Genomic DNA, 22,583 nt, shown 5'->3' with positions numbered 1-22,583 from the left:
CTTATAATTTCAAAAAAACACTTTCGGAGGTCCCCCTATGTTTAATATCCTTGTCGTCGAGGATGATCATAAATTACGGCAGCTATTCTGCACAGTACTCACTAGAAATGGTTATCATGCGCTTCCAGCCGTAGACGGTGAAGATGCACTACGAATTTTAGATAAAGAATTTGTCGATCTGATTATCTCAGATATTATGATGCCCCTTATGGATGGTTACGAGCTCACTAAAACACTTAGAGATCATAACTTCAATTTGCCTATTCTCATAGTAACGGCTAGGGAAAGCTTTACTGATAAACAAAGAGGATTTCTCGTTGGAATTGACGATTATATGGTGAAGCCAATTGATGTTAATGAAATGATCCTACGTGTGGGAGCACTGCTTCGACGTGCTAAGATTGTCAGCGAACGCAAGATTGTATGTGGCGAGACCCAATTCGATTATGATACCTTAACCGTATTTCAACCTGAAGGTAGCATTGTTCTTCCACAGAAGGAATTTTATCTACTATATAAACTAGTTTCTTATCCCGGTAAAATTTTCACTAAGCAACAGTTGATGGATGAAATATGGGGAATGGATTCTGATTCGGATGAACATACGGTGGTAGTGCATATCAATCGCTTACGTGAGCGCTTTAAAGTATGTTCTGATTTTGAAATTGTCACAGTTAGAGGTCTTGGTTATAAGGCGGTGAAATTAGATTGATCAAACAAAAACATAAAAGTCTATGGTGGTCCTTTGTCTCGTTAATGTTCTTTATTGTGCTCTCATCCACTTTCATTATGGCAACCTTAGCGTTTATCTTTATACGTCAAGGATATATTTCATCACATGGGAACAAGCATTTATTCCCTATAGTCATTATCATGTTGTTTAGCTTAGTCACCGGTACCATCATAACTATGTTTGTTGGTAAGAGAATCTTGTCTCCTATTACTGGTTTTAGCAATGCTGCAAAAGAAATCGCCAAAGGAAACTTCGACATTTATTTGCCTGAATCTCATCGCGTCCGCGAAATTAATGAAGTGGCCCATCACTTTAATATTATGGTTCAAGAACTACGCAGCATCGAGACGCTTCGAAATGATTTTGTGGTTAATGTATCGCATGAATTTAAGACACCCATTGCAGCCATTGAGGGTTATGCCACTCTTTTACAAGAGAAGAATATCACAGAGCAAGAACATAACGAGTACACGAAGATGATTGTGGATGGCGCGCGGCAATTGTCTACGTTATCAGGTAATATTCTTAAGATATCCAAACTCGAGAACCAAGAAGTCATCACTGAAAAAAAAGAGTATCGATTAGATGAACAAATCCGACAGTCCTTATTGTTGTTAGAGTCCCTATGGTCACCTAAACAGTTGAACCTTAACATTGAGCTCGATAATGTTCTCTATTATGGGAACGAAGAACTAATGATGCAAGTGTGGTTGAATCTATTGGCGAATGCAATTAAATTTACGGATGAGGAAGGCGAAATATCGGTTAGTCTTAGATCTGATCCTAATGGCATCGAGGCCATCATTTCCGATAACGGTATAGGAATGACAAAGAGTGTACGGAAGCATATTTTTGAAAAATTCTACCAAGGCGATAATGCTAGGAATTCTGAAGGTAATGGACTCGGCCTACCGCTGGTCTATCGTATTATCAACTTATGTGGTGGCTCAATCGAGGTTATAAGTGAATTAGACCAAGGCTCAACCTTTACGGTTAAGCTTCCTATGGAATAAGAAACAACGACATGCTCGCTAAATGCGTGCTTGTCGTTCCTCTTAGTGTACATAGCGATTTAGTAGTCTTCAACATCAAATTTTTTGTCTTTATAATAATAAGATCGATCTTCCTCTGTAATCTCCCTGATTACCCTACATGGATTTCCAACAGCAATTACATTGTCAGGAATATCTTTCGTAACGACACTGCCTGAACCGATCACTGAATTATTGCCTATATGTACACCTGGATTTATAACCGTGTTCCCACCAATCCATACATTATCTCCAATCGTAATCTCAATACCATATTCATAACCTGAATTTCTTGAATCAGCATGCACAGGATGTCCGGCTGTAAATATTGAGACATTAGGAGCAAACATAACATTGTTTCCAATAATGACTTTCCCCACATCCAGAATAGTACAATTATAATTTGCCATAAAATTGTCGCCTACTTCAATATTAGTACCATAATCACAATGAAATGGGGCCAAAATGTTAACATTAATTCCTGCTTTCCCTAGTATACTTCTAATCATTTTATCTATTAATTCTGTCTCCTGTGGCGGACACAGATTGTATTCATATATTTTCTTGCTATTCTCCATTCGTTCTTCTGATAAACCGTCCATCCATGCTTTATACGGAAGCCCTGCTAACATTCTTTCTTTTTGATTCATTGTTATCACTCTTTTCTATCTATTTATTAGTCAATCTATCTAATCCACCGAACCATTTACCCCACGTAAATCTGGATAGAAGCACCATCAAGAGATATGACAACGTAATACAAATTACAAAGGAAATCAACATCCGCAAGGTAACAGGCCAGTGTACAAACCATGCCACATCAAAATGATAACTCACCCGCAACATATATGCATGTGCTAGATAAGCTCCATATGAATATTTTCCGATCGAAAGTAAGGTTTGATTAAGTCTCCTTCCACCTGTTTCCTTCATCCACATGGCTAGTCTATATACCACGCAAATTGAACTCAATAGAAAAAACACCATCACCGGACGGATTAATGATACCGCATAGAATCTAATTTGTAGTCCTTCAGGTGTTCGAAAGCTTCCCGTTACCTGGTTAACATAATAAATGAATAAGACTAGAAAGCAAGATCCATATATCCAATACCCTTTGCGGATCCACTCTTTCCATAGGTCAGGTCTTAACCCCGCACAAGCTCCAAGGATGAAATAGAAAAAGAAGTATAAAAAGTTTCGATCTGCATACTTCGTAAACATCGCCGTAATCAACGGTATATCGATCATTGACATCAGCTGTCCAATCGATGAGACTTGACCTGTCAGCCATACATATAGGAATCCAACTACTACGATGGTAGCGATACAAGCCCTTAATGATAGCTCCATTCTTACTTTATAGATCACGGCTCGGAACACTGGAAATAGTAGATAGAACTGAAAAATCATGACTACGTACCAGAGATGATAGCTATTCTTACCAGTAAAAAGCATCAGAAACCACTTCCACAGTTGCTCCAACCAACCTTGTTGCCAACCATAACTTAATGAAAAGTAAAGTAATGACCAGAAGATGTAAGGAATGATGATATCCTTTAATCTTTTGAATAGAAACTGGGGATAGTTGAATGGACCTTCATAGTTATAGAATAACACCATTCCCGTGATGAAAATAAATACAGGGACTGCGAATTTAGCCAACATTAATAACAGCGTCATATAGACACCATCTCCAAAATTCACACCCTCCACATAGGCGAAATGAGCGATACTATGTTGTAATGCTACAGCCAGAAAAGCCAAACCACGTAATAATTCAATCTCAGAAATTCTTTCTTTGCGTGACATTGAAATCTCCTATCCGCGTCTCTCTATTTTTTTGTCTTACACGTCGAGTTGCTGAAGCTTCCAAGGGTTCATCCGGCCAGTAATGCTTGGGATAGCGACCTTTCAGATCCTTCTTCACTTCGAAATAGGCTCCTCTCCAGAAACTGGCTAAATCTGATGTAACCTGTACTGGTCGTTGCGCGGGTGACAGTAAATGAAGAGTTAAAGGCACACGCCCCCCACCAATACGTGGCGTATCCTCTAAGCCGAACATTTCTTGTAATCTTACAGCCACAATCGGTTGAAGCGGATCACTATAATCGATCGGTATCCGCGAACCACTTGGGACGTTCATATGTGTTGGAGCCTTCTGGTCTAACTCTCGTCGTTGTTCCCAAGATAGAAGATTCTGTTCGATAACATTCGTTAACTGCAGACGTTGAAGATCATTTCGGTTCTTCATCCCATAAATGGATAACAGCATCCAATCTTGCAGCGTAGCTAGGAGAGCTTCATCTGTCACCTCAGGCCAGTCACTTGGCACAAGCATATGCATAAATTGTAACCGTTGACGGTATTGGATCGACACTTTATTCCACGGTAAGAGCTGTAACCCTTCTTGCCTAATTCCATCGAGTAGGGCATATGCAATGTCTTCTTCTGGTGGCTTAGCGAATGGCCGTTCCTTAAGCAATATGTTTCCTAACATCCAACGACGTCGAGCTTTCACACCCTGTAAATCGCGATCCCATGTAATCATATCTCGCTGTTGAATGCTCTCTTCTTGATATAAATACAACGATGACTCGCTTATACTAGCGGCAAGTTGCAATCTACCTTCAGTTCCTCGATCATCTACAACAGCTGCTACAATATATGTAGAGTGACTCAGGGGCTGCAGCTTGGACAATTCTACACCTCGACCACTACTTAGGAGAAATCTTCCGTCCCCTCTACACTGCCCAATTCGATCTGGATAGGCAAAAGATAGGAGTACACCGCTCCACTCTACTCCAGCATCGGACTCATCCAGAATACTTGCCTGTCTCTGTATATTGCGTGTCTCTTGGATTACACGTTGTATCGCTGCTTCATCTATAGTTGAATCATCAAGACTAGGTAATTGCTTACCTTTCCGCCAAAATGTGTAATCTATTCTAGCTTGAATATCACAATTTTCACTAGCTCGATTCCCTTTGAATATATCCCGTTCTTGTAATAAAGCAGCAATCAGACAAGCTAAATAACCACAATGTAGTGGAATTGCTTTCAGTACCATATGAGCCATCCTTGGATGTATGCCCATGTTTAGCATTTCACGACCATACACGGTAATCCTTCCACCCACATCTACAGCCTTAAGTGCCTTAAGTAACTCCACCGCTTGAGTAAATGCAACCTCACTTGGCCTATCCAACCAACGTAACTCTTTCGGGTCTTGTATTCCCCAAGCTGCGATTTCCAATGCTAATGATGTTAGATCGCTACTCAAGATCTCGGGTGTTCGAGCTTCCTTTAGAGCGTCCTGCTCCTGATGACTCCACAACCTGTAACAAATACCTGACTGCGTCCGCCCTGCTCTTCCTCTTCGCTGATCCGCAGATGCCTTCGAGCCTTTCACGGTCATTAAATGAGACATTCCACTCCGCTTGGATAAGACTTGTGTTCTCGACAGACCGCTATCCACCACAATGCGTATTCCTTCAATCGTTAAGCTAGTCTCTGCAATAGAAGTGGCTAGTACAATTTTACGTCGTCCATCTGGTTCAGGATGAATTGCAGCATCCTGCTCGGTGAGTGATAATTGTCCATATAAAGTTCTGATAACCGTATTTTTAGATATCGGCATCATTTCTAACTCACGCTTAACTTTACGTATTTCTCCTACACCCGGAAGAAAAGCTAGTACATTCCCTTCATGTTGCAATAAAGCTAGATTAATCGTTGATGCCATGGCTTTCTCCGTTGAACTATTAACGGGCTGAGGAACATAGATCGTATCTACGGGGAATTGTCTTCCATGACAATGAATGATCGGTGCATCTTGTAGCAAGGAAGCTACGGGTTCGGCTTCAAGCGTTGCCGACATGACCAGAATCCTTAAATCTTCCCTTAGCATAGATTGTGATTCTAGGGCTAAAGCTAGTCCAAGATCTCCATGAATATTACGTTCATGGAACTCGTCAAAAATCAGAATTCCTACGTTAGCTAACTCTTGGTCATGTTGCAACATCCGGGTTAGAACCCCTTCAGTTACGACCTCAATTCTTGTTGTCTTCCCAATTCTGCTGTCCATTCTAACCCGATAACCCACTGTTTCCCCTACTCGCTCTCCGAGTTGCGTAGCCATGAATTGTGCTGCTGAACGTGCGGCCAATCTTCGTGGTTCAAGCATGATTATCTTTTTCCCTTGAAGCCATGGTTCATCAAGTAAGGCCAGGGGGACGCGAGTAGTTTTCCCTGCACCAGGTTCTGCTATAAGAACAGCTGAAGAATATTGTTTTAATTGTTTTTTGAGTTGCGGTAAGACATCATATATAGGTAAATCATGCATTTTATCTTCTCCAAACGAATTCGATGATAATGTTCTTGTTTATTATATAGTGAAGGTACTTCTAATCATAGGGATATAAACAAGAAGAAACGGCTAGTTCCTCTTATTAAGGACGCTCAGCCGTTTCTTTGAGTATTGAATATAGTGAAGTGATAAGCGTTCAAAGTTACAGTAACGATTCTGCGCCATCAATAACGATTTGTGCCCCTGTAATATGAGATGCCTCATGCGAAGCTAGAAAGCTAACTAAGTTGGCTACTTGCTCAGGAGCACCTGGGCCATCCTCCAAAGGTTGACTCCCTTCAGGATATTGAACAGGAATTACAATGTCCTTCAGGTGATCTGTTTTTTTCGTACTTTGATCAATATTGGTTGAAATGGATCCTGGACAGATAACATTTACACGAATTTTAAACTTCGCAAGCTCAAGTGCGGCCATTTTGGCAAAAGCAACCTGTCCTGCCTTCGAAGTACTATATGCTGACATCCCAAAACTTGAGAACGTATGATTCCCATTGATCGAGCTTGTAATAATGACGCTTCCACCATTCTTTTTGAGATGAGGTATCGAATGCTTTAATGTTAAAAAAGTTCCGTTAAGATTGACACTCAGTGTCTTCTGCCAATCCTCAAGACTCAAATCTTCGATTGGAGCAACCACGCCATTGATGCCTGCATTGGCAAATACAATATCAACGCCACCATACATTTCTACCGTCTCAAGAACTGCCTTTTCTACTCGTTTCGCATTCGCAATATCCACGTCAAATGCATGGGATGCTCCCTCACGAATCCGATTAATTTCAGTTTCTGTTTCTAATGCGCGATCATCTAACAAGTCGAACAAAGCTACATTTGCGCCTTGCTGAACTAACTTTATCGCTACTGCTTTTCCAATACCAGAGCCAGCCCCAGTTACAATCGCTGTTTGACCGGCAAAACGTGATGAGTTTATCTGATCCTGTCCCATATGAACATCTCCTTTTTAGTCTAGCTATATTTAAGACTACCCAAATTGGAGGCATGTTTAATCATAACAAGCAAATAAACTTCTATAAAAATACATTTCAAGCAGAAAAGGCTGCGTCATCCCTCATTAGGACAACACAGCCATTATTATGTATGAATACTATTGTATCCAAAGTTTAAATAACCCTTCGGTTACGCCCAAATTATACATGTAATAGATACCAAATGCTGTACTAATGACTCCTGTAATTTGGGTGAAAATTTTATTTAAACTTACTTTTTTGGCACTATACACAAATGGAATCCCAATTATCGTAGTGAAGAATAACATCCCCACAATCGTCCCCGCTCCAAATATAAGTATATAAATAATACCTTCTGCTACACTATCCACTGTACTCATCGTTAGTAGAACCATCGCAGCACTTCCGGCAAGACCATGAACTAGACCGATCAGCATCGATTTTACATATGAAACTTTTTTATGTACTTGTTGATGCTCATGCTTAATATAATGTTTATGTGAATGGATATGTTTATGTTCCTCACCGTCATGATCATGTTGATGCACGTGAATATTTTTAAAAGAAAGGATCGTTGCAATCCCAAGGTATACCAGCATAATTCCTACTAAAAATTCCAAGGATAAGGCCCATGTTTCTGGAATTTCATCTTTCATTAGTAAAAGAATGATTCCCACAATAAATAATGTTGCCGTATGTCCAATACCCCAAAATACTCCTGCTAATGAAGATCTCCACAGTTTTTTGCTTTGACTCGCAATCGTTGATACAGCAATGACATGATCCGGCTCGATGGCATGCTTGATACCAAGTACAAATCCTAAACTTAAAATCGAAAGTAAACTTGCTTCCACGCATACGCCTCCTTCATTTGACTCAATATTATAATCACTTTATTCCACCATACCATAATTCATTTCAATCTGAAATCCCTTACATTCACCAAGATAATTCCAAAAAAGCCGCATCGTCAGTTAATCCACCTGTATGTGGAGCATCAAAAAGAATTTGAATTTGTTCATTAGGAAGTATATCGCTAATGGGATCCAAATCACTAAGACCATCTGTATATAGTTGTAATCTCATAGGCATACCATATTCTAATCGGCTTTGATATACATGCGGTACCCCACTCAAGTACTTATTAGAATCGGACCACCACTCCTCAGCGATCATAGTATCCTTGAAGTATTGGCTCACTTCTAGTTCGTCCCTCCAATATTTCAATCTCGAATCCCCTTGCCAAGCCATCCATATTCTGCCCACAGGTCGTTCCAATGTAGGTAGTTCAATCCGTCCACAAATGTACATTGCTTGGTTAGATATTTCTTGATCCCCCCCCATTGGAGGAATACTGTTTAGATACGATTGAAATCCTAGTGATGACCAATCTTCTGTTGTATCTAACCAATCCATCAACATTTCACCTAAATATCGAGAGATATACCCACTTTCCATGTTCTGCCCAATACCCTTACATAAAGTAAAATGACAGTTATCATCTTCTAAATATACTCCAAGGAAGTCTCGTCCAATCCCACCGAGTTTAGCCTTATCCATTGCTCTACCATAACCATACCTACATGTCAGTATGCCTTGATAAGCAGATAATTTTTGTTCTTTAGCCTGAGAACTTATGTAACGAAACTCCTCAATTGATTCCGGATTCTTAATCACCGTTATATCCTCTCCTTATCGGCCATCCGCCGTCATTAATCAACCATTTATGAAAAAAATAACTATCTATGTACAACTTCTATCGAGAATTGCTACAACTATGAATCAATTTCATAATCGCTTATGCAGCTTAAATAAGGTCTATAGATTGATCAGAACGACTCATTCTGTCAATATACAGTTACAACTAAATAGGTTTGCGTAATTATGAAATTGATTCCCATATGTAAATAATAACTATACTATGGACTACTGTTATTCACAAAAGAGTATAGTCCTGGGTCTATTACCCTATTGCATAATTTATCAATCATAGCACTAGGACCGTTCACAACTTGGACTAATTCATATTAAATATGGATTATTTAGCTATTTATAATCTCCTTTTAAGGTAATCTTAAGAAACTTTCAATAAGATATAAATATGTATTAAGACGAATGGAGTGTTCTCAATGACGATGTTGATTAGCTTTCAAAACAGATTAGTACCCGTTTATTTCAGCTCAGACAGTAGCCAGTCGGTACAAAAAACATTGAGACTTCTAAGCAATACTCTTGATCTAAAGATTCAAAGTGGAAAAAGAGCCCTAAAAAAATGCTTAGAATCTCTCATTAGTATCGAGATCGAGGGTTCAGAAGCTATTCTTCACAGCAAGAGCGAAGATGACACATTAGCATTATCGCTTTATTAAACATATTGCTTTGACCTCGAATTAGATAGATAAGGCACTTCTCGTTGATCGAGAGGTGCCTTTTCAATTGTCTTAGCAAACTGAATTATCCACACTTAGGTATGTTGCATTATTCAGTAGTGTATATTATACTCTACTTAACACTAATGATTAATATTCAGTACTAGACAATTCAAACTACGCATCAAGAATTGAGGGAACAACTTATGAATGTTAGTATTCAGTTTAAAAAAGGAGTATTAGAACTCTGCGTTCTCGTCCTCATTCAGCGTAAAGATCAATATGGATACGAATTGGCACAATCTGTGTCGAAGTACATTGACGTTGCTGAAGGTGCTCTGTATCCGCTACTACGAAGACTCGTAAACGATAGTTATTGCACCACATATCTGCAAGAATCATCAGAGGGTCCACCACGCAAATACTACCGTATTACGACACTTGGTAAATCTTATTTAACGGATATGATCAGTGAATGGCAGGATTTCGTACAAAATGTATCCAATTTGATTGAGGAAGGAACTAATCATGAATAAACAACAGTTTTTATTTATTTTGCAGAATCACCTTGCCGTGCTTTCAGAAGATGAACGCAAAGAATTATTGACTGATTATGAATCCCATTTTATACACGGATTACAGAACGGAAAGACTGAAGAACAAATTGCTCAGGGCCTTGGTGACCCTTTCCAATTAGTTAAAGAAATTCTTGGTGATCGATCTCCAACCCAAGATCCACAGATTAAGATGTATTCCAAGAAGCCTGTTACCATCACACGTAATATATTTGTCTATACGGGACTTTTCTTCATTAATATTATAGTCATTCCTGTACTCCTTGGTTTATGGTCTGGATGGGTTGGTTTAAGTGCTGGTGCAATCGCAGCTGTACTCAGTCCACTTATGCTCATACCTGAATATCTTATTAATCATGTATTCTCGATGGCGAAACTATTTGCAACCATTGCTGGTATAGGGATTGGCCTTTGGTTATTCATTGCCGTCAATGTCACTTATAAATGGCTTATAACCATTAGTAAATCTTTCATTCAATGGAACATTAACATCTCTAAAGGGGGCAAAACCAATTGAATAAAAATATGTTACGACTTGCCATTCTCGGTTTGATTTTAGTCATCATAGGATTCATAGGTATAGCATCAAATAAATTTAATTTTGGTGATGAGCTTACAGAATATCATAAGAAGTGGAACATCGAGGACAATACGCTGAGCCAATTAATAGTAAATAGTGAATACAATACTGAAATTGAATTTGTTCAGAGCACAGATGGCAGTCAAACCATTGAAATATCAGGTCCTTTGGAGGATAGCGTAATCACAGACTTGGAGCAATACCAATCCATGAATGGAAAGTTCGAAATCAATCTGGTGGATGATGTCATTCACTTCATTAATATTTCATTCAAATCACATAAAGTAATGCTTACAGTAGCTTTACCTGATTTGAACCAACTTCAAGAAGTAGACCTTCATTTCAACTCAGGCAATGGAACAGTTACCAATTTGAACGCTAAAGATATTGAACTCACCGTGAAATCTGGTAAATTAACAGTCCGATCACTAGTCGCAGATCAGCTTGTCATCAAATCGAATTCTGGTAATATCACAGCTTCTAATATTGAAGCAAATGCTGATGTCTCTATTCATTCAGGCAATATGAATATAACCGAATACACAGGTATAGGTGCTTTTAGTTCTCGATCTGGAAATATTAAATTGCAACAAAAAGGTGCTTCATCATTAGATATCTCCGCCAACTCTGGAAAGGTCAACCTAACAGTAGATCCTGACTTTAAAGGCTCATACGATTTGGATGCCAACTCAGGAAATATCGATTCACCTGAATCACCAAGATTAACCGATGATCTTATTAAAATTCGTACCTCTTCAGGGGATATAAGAATTAACTAAAAAGCAATGATCAAGGATATCTTCCTCTATATATATGGGAGATATCCTTTTTTAAAATGAATTTTGACAAGCAACAAATTAGTATGGTACTATACTAAAGAAAGTAAATACTATATATAGAGTGATAGGAGATTAATTATTATGTCTAAAGTCTTATTTGTAAAAGCTAATAACCGCCCCATCGAACAGGCTGTAAGTGTAAAACTATACCAAGCGTTCTTGGACAGCTACAAACAATCTCATCCAAATGATGAAATCGTTGAACTAGATCTATTCGCAGAGAATCTACCATACTATGACAACACTGTAATTACAGGATTGTATAAAGCTTCTCAAGGAATTGAAGCTACTTCTGAAGAACAACAAGCAGCAAACACAGTAACGAAATACTTAGATCAATTTATTGCAGCAGACAAAGTCGTATTTGGTTTCCCATTATGGAACATGACTGTTCCAGCTGTACTTCATACGTATGTTGACTACTTAAATCAAGCAGGTAAAACCTTTAAATATACGGCAGAAGGCGCTGTAGGTCTTCTTTCTGGCAAAAAGGTTGCTCTTCTAAACGCTAGTGGTGGTGTTTATTCTGAAGGCCCTATGGCTGCTGCTGAAATGGCTGTTGCCTTCATGAAATCCAACATGAACTTATTCGGTGTACAAGATATCACTACTGTAATCATTGAAGGACATGCTCAAGCCCCTGATCAAGCAGCAACAATTATTGAATCAGGATTGAACAAAGCAACTAAGGTTGCTGCAGAATTCTAAAATTCTTCAAAACCAATAATACTTCATAAAGAACCTCTCCTATTCACGGAAATCTCGCTGATAGGGGAGGTTTTTTTAATTTCAATCATTTAATTGTTTTACCAACGCTTGGCCCTTCAGGCGTGTACCATGTGTCTTAGTACCACGCTTGGTTTGTTTACTGTTAGATTTCGCCTCTTTTTTAGCCTGAAATTTCAGTTCACGAAGTGTTTTATGGTAATTTAAGAGACGCTTCTCCTCGATCTCTCCATTGGATACAGCTTGCAGAACGGCACAGCCTAATTCCTGTTCATGACGACAATCCGTAAATTTACAACTCCTTCTGAGCTCTTCTATATCAGCAAATGTAAGGGATAATCCACCTTCGTCCTCCCATAGCTTAAGTTCTCTCATACCTGGCGTATCAATCATTACAGCACCTTGTGGAAGTAGAAACAATTCTCGATGTGTGGTTGTATGACGTCCACGACTGTCACCCTCTCGCACTTCTTGCGTACGCTGTAGAACCGCACCGAATAGCCAATTAATGATCGTAGATTTGCCACAACCTGATGAGCCAGTCAATGCTACCGTGGAACCCGTGGTAAGATATTTATCCACATCTTCAAACCCTTGATTCTCTATAGCACATACCACATGTACAGGCACACCCATTGCAGATTCTTGAAGCAAACCTAACTTCTCATCAATGTTTGAACATAGATCTGCCTTACTAAGTAAAATCACTGGATTCACACCACTATTCCACGCCATAATAAGATATCTTTCTATTCTACGAACATTGAAATCATCATTTAGAGCGCACACTAGAAACAATGTATCCACATTTGCTGCTATAATTTGTTCATGCGTCACGAATCCAGCAGCTTGGCGCGAGATACATGTTTTTCTATCCAATACCCCTTGAATAATAACTCTATCTTCACCTGCTAATGGTTGCACGGCCACCCAATCCCCTATAGAAGGAAAAGAACTACGACTATCTAGTTCATGTTGCAGTTTTCCTGACATTTCCGCCCAAGTATCACCATTTTGCTCGGTTATTACTCTGTATTTTTGTCCAAAGTCTCCGACGATACGTGCCGGAATGGTATCTTTTCGATCACATATTGACCACTGCTGTTCCCAATGATCATTCCAACCTAACATTTTCAAATCCATATCTGAAATTCCTCCTAAAAGTTTATGAGCAATACTTCTCGCTATACTTCGAATAAACTACATCGGAAGCATTGAACTTTGAATATAAACACAAAAAAACCGCCGAAATATTGTTCCGGCAGTAATCTAAATAGAAGATCACACATCATGCAGATGTGTTTCTTCGCTAAGTATGAACTTAGACACAAAACCGCAGGAACCAGAACGGTCCCTACGGTTAGATTGAATAAACTATAGCTATACACCAAGTTCACTTCAAATTCTTATATTACCCGTTGTAAAAGAGACCGTCCAACTAGCCATATTAAATTTGTTGGGTTGTTCAGTTATCATATAGGCCATTGTCATCATCTCCCTTACCTGTTTTATATTGCAATAATATGCTTCATTCTTCGCATTTGTCAAGTAGCTATATTATCTCCAATAACTCATTCAATTGATCAATGCTCTTCCAAGGTTTCATTCCAAGCGAATCGTCCCACTTATGATTCCGTCTTAACCAGACCCCTCGAATCCCTAACTGGTTCGCACCCCAGATATCATTCACAGGATGATCTCCAACAAAGACGCATTGTTCTGCTTCTACCTCAAGCTGATCTAATGCCATTTGGTATATTCGTGGATCTGGTTTCTTCATGCCGGCATCCTCTGACACAATCACGGTATGGAATGAATCCCTTAGTTGTAAATTATCCATTTTGCCATACTGAATCTGATGTTGACCATTCGTCATAACTGCCATGAGATAACCACGATGTGAACAATATGCCAACACTTCTTCCACATAATCCATTCGACATGCATGTGTCATATAATGTGTATTGTAAAATGTTTTGATCTCAGCTGCTGTAAGTGGTTTTTTCCAAGGAAGAACCTCTACCATCTCTTCAAAAAACGCCTGTTTGTCCCGATATCCATCCGCATCTCTGACGATCAGATCAGAAACGATGACATCTTGTGTTTGTGGATCCAAATGATCTAAATGTTCACACACAAATTGTTCTGCGTATTTACGAAACGTCATATCTCGGTCCATTAACGTATTATCAAAATCAAAAATAATCGCCTTAATCATCAAGTTCATAATCTCCCTTCGCTACAAAAAGAATATCACATTCTGGCATTCAATTCATTTTTAGGGTAGGATTATAATGTTTGAACTACACTAATGGCTACATCACGAAGGAGGTTCATTATGAAAGACGTCATCATTATAGGAGCCGGTCCATGCGGGCTATCCGCAGCAATTGAATGTAACCGCCGGGGACTAACCACACAACTTATTGAGAAGCACCATATTGTTCGTTCTATCTTTCTATATCCTACATATATGCAATTTTTCAGTACTGCTGAGATGCTAGAAATTGGGGATGTTCCTTTTACTACACCAAATGATAAACCTTTTCGTCATGAAGCACTCGCGTACTATCGTAAAGTTGCCTCTCACTTCAACCTGAATATTACTTCTTATGAGGAAGCTGTTTCAATCGAACGCCATGAGAATGGCTTTTTCACTGTTCATACAAAAGATAAACGTGGTCACGAGCTACAGCATGAAGGTAAGCATGTCGTGATTGCAACTGGTTATTTCGATCATCCCAACTTTATTGGCATTCCGGGAGAAGAACTTCCCAAAGTAACGCATTATTTCCGTGAAGCCCATCCTTATACTGGCACCAAAGTAGCTATTATTGGGGGAAGTAACTCTGCTGTGGATGCAGCTCTAGAACTTAGTCGTGTAGATGCAGAAGTCACTGTGGTATATCGTGGGGAGACAATTTCGAACAATATTAAACCATGGGTTCGCCCACTATTTGAGGGTCTCGTTAATAAAGGTAGTATTCGCCTTCACCTGAATTCGAAAGTAACTGAGATTAATGAAGATACTGTGGTTGTAACTACAAATGAAGGTCAAAAAACAGTCATAGACAATGATTTTGTACTTGCACTAACAGGATTCCATCCAGACCGTCAGTTACTTGCTTCATCTGGTGTGCAACTTAATGGAGATATGGAGAAGCCTGCCTATAATCCAGAAACGATGGAAAGCACTGTTCCAGGGCTTTATGTCGCTGGTGTTATCGCATCTGGTAGTAATGCCAATGAAGTATTTATCGAGACGGGTCGTGTTCATGGACGTTTAATTGCTGAACACATTCGCCCTAGCCAGCTATAACTTAAAGGAGTGTTTCGTTACATGGATATTACGTCACTAATCTTATTGGGGATGGCTGGGTTAGGAATTATAAGTAACAATTCTGCGATCACTATTGCAATGATCGTCTTGCTCCTACTGCGCGTTACTCATTTCACCCATGTATTCCCGTGGTTAGAGAAATACGGTTTAACTATTGGGATCATTATCCTTACGATTGGTGTGATGTCGCCACTAGCAAGCGGTACGATGAGCCTATCTGCGATTACTTCATCCTTCCTGCATTGGCAATCGTTATTAGCCGTAGCAATCGGTATGCTAGTTGCCTATCTCGGCGGCCGTGGAGCTACGCTCATGGGAAGTAACCCTACCGTAGTAGCAGGTTTACTAGTGGGTACTGTGTTGGGTGTAGCACTATTTCGTGGAGTTCCTGTTGGTCCGCTTATCGCTGCTGGTATTCTTTCTTTGTTGATTGGTAAGGGTTAAACAAAAGGCGTCCTAGCATAACGAGCTAGAACGCCTTTTGTTAAGATTTCCATCACCTATTAACTATCCAAATGCTGCACATTGTACAATCGAGCATAACTTCCATCCAACCCCATCAACTCATGATGTGTTCCACGTTCAGTAATACTACCATTCTCCAGCACAACGATGGAATCTGCGTGAGTAATGGTGGATAACCGATGTGCGATAATTAACGTTGTACGATTCGCAGAAAGTGTCTGCAAGGATTGTTGAATCAGGTGTTCAGATTCTAAATCCAGTGCTGATGTTGCCTCATCCAATATTAGAATATCTGGATTCTTCAGAAAGACGCGTGCGATAGCTAAACGTTGCTTCTGACCACCAGATAATTTAACACCACGTTCTCCTACTTCTGTATCGTATCCTTTAGGCAGATTCATAATGAAATCATGCGCATTAGCTGCAATTGATGCTGCTATGATCTCATCCTCCGCTGCATCCGGATTTCCGAGCAATATATTGTCCTTAACAGATCCACTGAATAAGAAATTGTCTTGGAGAACCATCCCAATTCTACTACGTAAGCTTTCTAAAGTGAGATCTCGAATATTATGGCCATTGACCAAGATTCCACCTTGTTGAATATCATAGAATCGAGGAATCAAGCTAATAAGTGATGACTTTCCTCCACCACTCATACCTACGAAAGCTACCGTCTCTCCTGCTCTGATATCTAGATTGATATCTTGCAAGATCCAATCATGATCGTTATTATATTTGAACCATACATGCTCAAATGAAATCTTCGTGGCTCTTCCTTCCAATATTGTAGCATCCGGTTCATCAACAATATCATAAGGGACATCCATCAACTCCATCACTCGCTCTAAAGAAGCCGAAGCCTGCGTTAATACAGTAGATGAATTAATTAAACGTCTAAGTGGTGCATACAATCGATCTAGGTATCCAAAGAAGGCGACAAAGGTTCCTAGTGTCAGATTCCCTTGAATAACTTGATAACCACCATATCCGATTACCAGGATCGGTGATATATCCGTAATCGTATTAATGACTGCAAATGTGATTGCATTCCAGCGTGTCTGAGCCAACGCCTTATTAAGGAAATTCCCATTCGTATTTTCGAATTTATTCTGATCATATTTCTCTAATGTGAAGCTACGTATAACTGAGATCCCTTGAATTCGTTCATGCAGATAAGATTGAATACCCGCTAAAGCTTGTGAACGATCTTTCGTAAGCTTTTTCAATCGTTTATACAATATTTTCACTGCAATCGCATACAGAGGGAGCATAGCAATAGCCACCAAAGCCAACATAGGATTCAAATAGAAGATAACGATTAATACGAACACAAGTGTAAACATGTCCAACCAGATATTCATCATGCCTACTTCTACAATATTCTTGGTCTGCTCCACATCGTTGATGAATCGAGAGATAATTTCACCAACCTTTGTATTCTGGTAATATCTCAGCGATAACTTTTGCAAATGAGCATACAGACGATTCCTAATATCAAATAAAATTTTATTGGTAATGAGTTGAGCGAAATATTGTCGATAATACTCAATTGGTCCCCTAATGATGACGAATAGTACTAACGCTCCACCAAGAATTTTCATCAATTGCGATACTTTTTCTTGAATCGAAAGAGGTGAATCCCCTACTAATAAATCGTCGACTACATATTTCATGATCATTGGTAAAGTTAATGGAATACTGAACTTTATCATCCCAATAATCAGCGTAATAATAATTAATTTCATATATGGTTTAATAAATACGAAATAAGCTTTCCATGGCTTCAACTTTTACAGCTCCCCCTTCAAAATGATAACGGATCTTAACACGTCCCATTTATGCACAACTAAAAACTCCTTTCCTTATCGAAAAGGAGCTTTGTTTATAACAACATAATCGCTATTACCCATTTACGAAAACCAATTATTTGACTTCTTCATAAACATAATCAATATCGTCTTCTGACTCGTTATATTTCACGACTAGATCATACCCTTCAAGATACCATACGTCCTGTTCTTCTAAATAAAAGTGAATTCCTTCTACGTCTTGAAATAAGGTACTATGGGTAGGCTTCTCATCCGATATCCCTAAAGAGAATCCAGGATGTAACCCTCCTCCGGAACTATAACGTGGAAAAAAACGTACGCAATCGCCCTGATCTAAATTTAGTTCTCTCTTATACCAACGAGCTGCGTCGGTACTCATTACAATATTCATGAACCACAACTCCTTCAGCAATTAGTCTCCATCTATGTCTATATATCATACCTGAAGCCGCATCAAAAATACATAGACCACCATGTTTACTTCATTCAAAACACGAACATACAGTCTTATTAAAATAAAAATTGACAATTTTGAAGACATGATGGTAAGATTTTGGCAGTAAGAGATCCACAAAAATTTACGAAGAAAGGGTGAGTACAATGATCAACTATATGTTTAGACCTTTGAATCAAAGTGTGCATAATAAACTACAATTGAATATTGGAGCAACCCTACTGATGGATTCATTCTAACGAAGCTGTAAGAACTTCTTAGAATTTCTGAATTGAATATCCTATGTTAGCGGCGGTTGCTCAAATCAACCGTACGCATGATAAGTTAAGATATCAAAGGCATATCGTCCGTTCACGGATGCTCTGCCTTTTTTTGTGCTCTTATCTTAGGTTTTGAATTCATCAGTAGGTTTATCTTGAGAGGATGTGTTTGTTTTGTTTTCTGTTTTAAAAAAATTAGGTTGGTTTTTCAGTCAAGAGAAAAAGCGCTATGTAATTGGTTTAATCATGTTGATTGTATGTGGGATCGGCGAATTGCTACCTCCACGTTTACTTGGAAATGCAATTGATGATATCGTTACTGGCTCGATCACGGCTCCTTCGCTTATTGGCTATATCGTATCTATCATTGGCATTCTGATTGTTATTTATTTGATCACCTACATATGGATGCACAGACTATTCGGGGGTGCGAACCTTGTTGAACGAATTCTCCGTTCACGGTATATGAATCATTTATTAGGAATGACACCTCCGTTCTTTGAAAGAAATCGTACAGGCGATTTGATGGCCAGAGCGACAAACGATCTTCGCTCTGTTGCTGCAACAGCTGGTTTTGGAATATTAGTCATGACAGATTCAACAATATTCTTACTTACTATCCTATTTGCCATGGGATTTCTCATCAGCTGGCAGTTAACCTTAGCAGCGATTATCCCCCTGCCCTTTATCGCACTGGCGATGAAGATTTATGGGAAAATCGTTCACGAACGTTATTCCTTAGCACAGGATGCCTTTGGTGATATGAATGACCAAGTGCTTGAATCCGTGGCTGGTGTACGTGTCATACGTGCTTATGTTCAAGAAAGATCAGATCAACAACGTTTTCAAGACATTACCGATGATGTATACCGCAAAAATATGAGCGTTGCTAAAGTTGATGCTTTCTTTGAACCTACCATTCGTTTATGTGTTGGATTAAGTTATGTGATTGGTCTTGCCTATGGTATTTACCTTGTGTTCAAGAATCAGATCACCCTTGGAGATCTCGTGTCCTTTAATATGTACCTTGGGATGATGATCTGGCCTATGTTCGCCATAGGGGAATTAATTAATATTATGCAACGCGGTAGTGCCTCTCTGGATCGTGTAGATGAGATTCTGACCGTTGTGCCTGATGTCGAAGATGTTGCTGATCCTACGTCTGTAGGTGTTCCTCAGCGAATTGAAATAAAGGATGTTACATTCCGTTATCCAACATCTACTGTTGATAATCTTAAGAATATCCAGCTCACTCTGCAAAAAGGGCAAACCCTTGGAATTGTCGGACGTACAGGTAGTGGTAAATCCACTTTACTTAAACAACTCCTTCACGAATATCCTGCAGGAAGTGGAGAAATTCTTATCTCTGGAATTTCGATTGAACAGATTGCCAAAGATGAGCTTCACAGCTGGATCGGTTATGTACCACAAGAACAGATACTATTCTCCAAATCGGTACGTCAGAACATTCAATATGGACTGAAGGACGCAAGTGACGATTTGATTATGGAAGCCATCTCCACGGCTGCCTTCGAGAATGACCTTGTAACACTCTCAGATGGTCTTGATACACTCGTAGGCGAGAAAGGTGTTGCTCTATCCGGTGGTCAGAAGCAACGAGTTGCTCTAGCAAGAGCGTTTATTGGCAATCCAGAGATTCTTATCTTAGATGATGCTCTTTCTGCTGTTGATGCTAGAACAGAAGCACGCATTATAGAGAATATCCGACTCAAACGAGCGGGTAAGACAACAATGATATCTACTCACCGCTTGTCTGCTGTAGAGCATGCCGACTGGATTGTCGTACTTGAAGAAGGCGATATTATCGAAGAAGGTACGCACGAAGAATTGGTAGCTCTCGGTGGATGGTATCGTGAACAATATGAACGTCAACAAGTGGAGAACAATCTAACCACTGAGGAGGTGTCTTAATTGAATGTAGGAAAAAGATTATTCCAATATGCCCTTACGGCTAAAGTCACCTTCATAGCTGCTATCATTACATTATGTATAGGTGTTGCTGCAGAACTCGCAGGACCATTTATTGCGAAAGCCATGATTGATGACCATATGCTCGGCATAGAACAACCATTCTTTGAAACGGATTCATCCACATCAGAAAATGCTGTACTCTATAATGGACATTCCTATAAACGTGGTGATCGTTTCGCCGAGAACGAGAATAAGGGCCAAGAAGTTCGGATTCTTCAGAAAGGCACAACTTTCTATTTCATCGATCAAGCCGTTGAAGTAGCTGAAGGTAAGCGTGAGGTTGTGGATGGTCAAATGACTATTACAAACGGCTCTCTAGTGTCCACTTATCCGGTCACAGCCTTGACAGCTGAACAACTATTTTCCTTTTACAAACCAGAAATACCGGGGATTATGAAGCTCGTAGGACTATACCTTATCCTATTAGTTGTGACGATATTCACTGAATTTGGGAAGACATACTGGTTGCAGTCATCTGCTAACAGAGTTATTCAGAAATTGCGAACCGATGTGTATGCTCATATTCAACGGCTACCCGTTCATTTCTTCGATAACTTACCAGCTGGGAAAGTCGTTTCTAGAATTACCAATGATACTGAAGCGGTTAAAGATCTATTCGTAGCCGTTCTATCTAATTTCAGTTCAGGAGTGGTCTATATTGCGGGTGTTTACGTCGCCCTGTTTATACTGGATGTTCGACTTGGGTTAGTCTGCCTATTCGTGATTCCAATATTGATCGTATGGATCATTCTATATCGAAAATTCGCAACGAAATATAATACCATCATTCGCTCTCGACTTAGTGAAATCAACGCTATCATTAATGAATCTATTCAAGGTATGTCGATTATCCGGGTATTTCGTCGTCAAAAACAAACGAAGGATGAATTCGAAGCTCTTAATCAAGATTACATGAAGTATCAGAACAAAATGCTTAACCTGAATGCATGGACAACACATAATTTAGTCAATGTATTACGTAGCTTTTCCTTCGCGGTTCTGTTAGCCTATTTCGGATATGGTTCATTGAATGGTGCTAACGCTGTATCACTTGGTGTTCTCTATGCTTTCGTCGATGTCCTCGGTCGGTTATTCCAACCGATTACAGGAATGGTGAACCAGCTAGCAGCACTTGATTCTTCCATGGTATCTGCAGGTAGAGTCTTCACTCTCATGGATGAGCCAGGAGAAGATGTGACCGATGGAAGTATGCCGCGTTACAAAGGTAATGTCGAATTTAAAGATGTATCCTTTGCATATAAAAAAGATTATGTACTTAAGAATATCTCTTTTGAAGCTAAACAAGGTCAGACGGTCGCACTGGTAGGTCATACAGGATCGGGCAAAAGTTCCATCATCAATCTGTTATTCCGTTTCTATGATCCACAGAAAGGAAGCATAACCATAGATGGGCAAGAAGTAACGGGGATTCCTAAACAATGGCTTCGTCATCATATGGGGATTGTATTGCAGGATCCTTATCTTTTCACAGGGACCGTGTCTTCGAATGTTAGTTTAGGGGATGAACGTATAACTCGTGAGCAAATTGAGAAGGCCTTGTGTGATGTAGGGGCAGAACGTATCCTTGCCCACCTACCCAAAGGATTTGACGAACCTGTTGTTGAGAAAGGAAGTACTCTATCTGCAGGCCAACGTCAACTAATCTCCTTCGCACGTGCATTGGCATTCGATCCAGCGATCCTTATTCTCGATGAGGCTACTGCGAATATTGATACGGAGACCGAAAGCCTGATTCAATCAGCGCTAGAAGTTCTGAAGAAAGGTCGTACGACATTTATAATCGCACACCGATTGTCAACCATCCGTACTGCCGATCAGATACTTGTGTTGCATCGTGGAGAGATTGTTGAGCGAGGTAGCCATGATGAACTCTTAGAACTTGGTGGTCGTTACTATCAATTGTATCAATTGCAACAAGGTAATGTCTTACCAGAACCTGTTGCAGGAGAGCCAATTATAGAAGGTACCATTCAACCAACTATTCAAACTGTGTCTGGAGTGTAATGCAACATTTAGTAAATGCTTCACT

The 22,583-nt window shown here is 39.6% G+C and carries 21 protein-coding genes; 11 read left to right on the top strand and 10 right to left on the bottom strand.

Annotated features, from left to right (window positions below):
• The first annotated feature begins 37 nt into the window (after nucleotides 1–37).
• Together LPB68_RS20415 and LPB68_RS20410 are read left to right on the top strand one after the other, a co-directional pair.
• Complete coding sequence (locus tag LPB68_RS20415) at nucleotides 38–712, top strand: response regulator transcription factor (RefSeq protein WP_068655524.1); 675 nt, start codon at nucleotides 38–40, stop codon at nucleotides 710–712.
• Nucleotides 709–1,746, top strand: coding sequence for a HAMP domain-containing sensor histidine kinase (locus tag LPB68_RS20410; RefSeq protein WP_204249600.1), 1,038 nt, complete (start codon nucleotides 709–711; stop codon nucleotides 1,744–1,746). The genes LPB68_RS20415 and LPB68_RS20410 overlap by 4 nt, the downstream gene beginning before the upstream one ends.
• 59 nt (nucleotides 1,747–1,805) lie before the next feature.
• Here the strand turns inward: LPB68_RS20410 and LPB68_RS20405 are convergent, their stop codons facing one another.
• From LPB68_RS20405 to LPB68_RS20380, 6 genes are all read right to left on the bottom strand, one after another.
• Nucleotides 1,806–2,414, bottom strand: coding sequence for a sugar O-acetyltransferase (locus LPB68_RS20405; RefSeq protein ID WP_068655526.1), 609 nt, complete (start codon nucleotides 2,412–2,414; stop codon nucleotides 1,806–1,808).
• Nucleotides 2,415–2,433: 19 nt separating this feature from the next.
• Nucleotides 2,434–3,576 carry an acyltransferase gene (locus LPB68_RS20400; protein ID WP_068655528.1) on the bottom strand — a complete coding sequence of 381 codons (1,143 nt, stop codon included), beginning with the start codon at nucleotides 3,574–3,576 and terminating at the stop codon, nucleotides 2,434–2,436.
• The gene (hrpB, locus tag LPB68_RS20395) at nucleotides 3,551–6,109 is read right to left on the bottom strand and encodes an ATP-dependent helicase HrpB (protein WP_068655530.1); all 2,559 of its coding nucleotides are present in this window, start codon (nucleotides 6,107–6,109) and stop codon (nucleotides 3,551–3,553) included. The genes LPB68_RS20400 and hrpB overlap by 26 nt, the downstream gene beginning before the upstream one ends.
• Before the next feature lie 166 nt (nucleotides 6,110–6,275).
• Nucleotides 6,276–7,079 carry an SDR family oxidoreductase gene (locus LPB68_RS20390; protein WP_068655532.1) on the bottom strand — a complete coding sequence of 268 codons (804 nt, stop codon included), beginning with the start codon at nucleotides 7,077–7,079 and terminating at the stop codon, nucleotides 6,276–6,278.
• A 159-nt stretch (nucleotides 7,080–7,238) separates the two neighbouring features.
• Nucleotides 7,239–7,955, bottom strand: coding sequence for a HoxN/HupN/NixA family nickel/cobalt transporter (locus LPB68_RS20385; RefSeq protein WP_068655534.1), 717 nt, complete (start codon nucleotides 7,953–7,955; stop codon nucleotides 7,239–7,241).
• An 85-nt stretch (nucleotides 7,956–8,040) separates the two neighbouring features.
• Nucleotides 8,041–8,778, bottom strand: coding sequence for a hypothetical protein (locus LPB68_RS20380; RefSeq protein WP_082865598.1), 738 nt, complete (start codon nucleotides 8,776–8,778; stop codon nucleotides 8,041–8,043).
• Between the two features lie 452 nt (nucleotides 8,779–9,230).
• On the opposite strand from LPB68_RS20380, the gene LPB68_RS20375 reads away from it, so the two are divergent.
• The 5 genes from LPB68_RS20375 (at nucleotide 9,231) to LPB68_RS20355 (ending at nucleotide 12,172) form a co-directional block, all read left to right on the top strand.
• Nucleotides 9,231–9,470 carry a hypothetical protein gene (locus tag LPB68_RS20375; RefSeq protein WP_068655538.1) on the top strand — a complete coding sequence of 80 codons (240 nt, stop codon included), beginning with the start codon at nucleotides 9,231–9,233 and terminating at the stop codon, nucleotides 9,468–9,470.
• 206 nt (nucleotides 9,471–9,676) lie between these two features.
• Complete coding sequence (locus LPB68_RS20370) at nucleotides 9,677–10,006, top strand: PadR family transcriptional regulator (protein WP_068655540.1); 330 nt, start codon at nucleotides 9,677–9,679, stop codon at nucleotides 10,004–10,006.
• On the top strand, nucleotides 9,999–10,562 hold the full coding sequence (locus LPB68_RS20365; protein WP_068655542.1) for an HAAS signaling domain-containing protein: 564 nt from the start codon (nucleotides 9,999–10,001) through the stop codon (nucleotides 10,560–10,562). The genes LPB68_RS20370 and LPB68_RS20365 overlap by 8 nt, the downstream gene beginning before the upstream one ends.
• On the top strand, nucleotides 10,559–11,404 hold the full coding sequence (locus LPB68_RS20360; RefSeq protein ID WP_068655544.1) for a DUF4097 family beta strand repeat-containing protein: 846 nt from the start codon (nucleotides 10,559–10,561) through the stop codon (nucleotides 11,402–11,404). The genes LPB68_RS20365 and LPB68_RS20360 overlap by 4 nt, the downstream gene beginning before the upstream one ends.
• Nucleotides 11,405–11,545: 141 nt before the next feature.
• Nucleotides 11,546–12,172, top strand: coding sequence for an FMN-dependent NADH-azoreductase (locus tag LPB68_RS20355; RefSeq protein WP_068655546.1), 627 nt, complete (start codon nucleotides 11,546–11,548; stop codon nucleotides 12,170–12,172).
• An 81-nt stretch (nucleotides 12,173–12,253) separates the two neighbouring features.
• Here the strand turns inward: LPB68_RS20355 and rsgA are convergent, their stop codons facing one another.
• The gene (gene rsgA, locus LPB68_RS20350) at nucleotides 12,254–13,333 is read right to left on the bottom strand and encodes a ribosome small subunit-dependent GTPase A (protein ID WP_068655548.1); all 1,080 of its coding nucleotides are present in this window, start codon (nucleotides 13,331–13,333) and stop codon (nucleotides 12,254–12,256) included.
• A gap of 409 nt (nucleotides 13,334–13,742) precedes the next feature.
• On the bottom strand, nucleotides 13,743–14,408 hold the full coding sequence (locus tag LPB68_RS20345) for an HAD family hydrolase (RefSeq protein WP_232510184.1): 666 nt from the start codon (nucleotides 14,406–14,408) through the stop codon (nucleotides 13,743–13,745).
• Nucleotides 14,409–14,528: 120 nt separating this feature from the next.
• Between LPB68_RS20345 and LPB68_RS20340 the strand changes: the two genes are divergently transcribed.
• Nucleotides 14,529–15,509 (top strand): YpdA family putative bacillithiol disulfide reductase, encoded by a 981-nt coding sequence (locus tag LPB68_RS20340; RefSeq protein ID WP_068655553.1) that lies wholly within the window; start codon nucleotides 14,529–14,531, stop codon nucleotides 15,507–15,509.
• A 21-nt stretch (nucleotides 15,510–15,530) separates the two neighbouring features.
• Nucleotides 15,531–15,974 (top strand): DUF441 domain-containing protein, encoded by a 444-nt coding sequence (locus tag LPB68_RS20335; protein ID WP_068655555.1) that lies wholly within the window; start codon nucleotides 15,531–15,533, stop codon nucleotides 15,972–15,974.
• Nucleotides 15,975–16,033: 59 nt separating this feature from the next.
• Here LPB68_RS20335 and LPB68_RS20330 read toward each other — a convergent pair whose 3' ends face one another.
• Nucleotides 16,034–17,785: an ABC transporter ATP-binding protein gene (locus LPB68_RS20330; protein WP_068655556.1), complete on the bottom strand. Its 1,752-nt coding sequence runs from the start codon at nucleotides 17,783–17,785 to the stop codon at nucleotides 16,034–16,036.
• Nucleotides 17,786–17,921: 136 nt separating this feature from the next.
• Nucleotides 17,922–18,218, bottom strand: a complete 297-nt coding sequence (locus tag LPB68_RS20325) for a HesB/YadR/YfhF family protein (protein WP_068655558.1) — start codon at nucleotides 18,216–18,218, stop codon at nucleotides 17,922–17,924.
• A gap of 497 nt (nucleotides 18,219–18,715) precedes the next feature.
• Between LPB68_RS20325 and LPB68_RS20320 the strand changes: the two genes are divergently transcribed.
• Nucleotides 18,716–20,473 carry an ABC transporter ATP-binding protein gene (locus tag LPB68_RS20320; protein WP_068655560.1) on the top strand — a complete coding sequence of 586 codons (1,758 nt, stop codon included), beginning with the start codon at nucleotides 18,716–18,718 and terminating at the stop codon, nucleotides 20,471–20,473.
• On the top strand, nucleotides 20,474–22,558 hold the full coding sequence (locus LPB68_RS20315; protein WP_068655562.1) for an ABC transporter ATP-binding protein: 2,085 nt from the start codon (nucleotides 20,474–20,476) through the stop codon (nucleotides 22,556–22,558).
• Nucleotides 22,559–22,583: the final 25 nt, after the last annotated feature.

Source organism: Paenibacillus crassostreae (genome assembly GCF_001857945.1).
Taxonomy (GTDB): domain Bacteria; phylum Bacillota; class Bacilli; order Paenibacillales; family Paenibacillaceae; genus Paenibacillus_AQ; species Paenibacillus_AQ crassostreae.
Note: the sequence above shows the minus strand (reverse complement) of the source record. Positions and strands in the feature narration are given on the sequence as shown.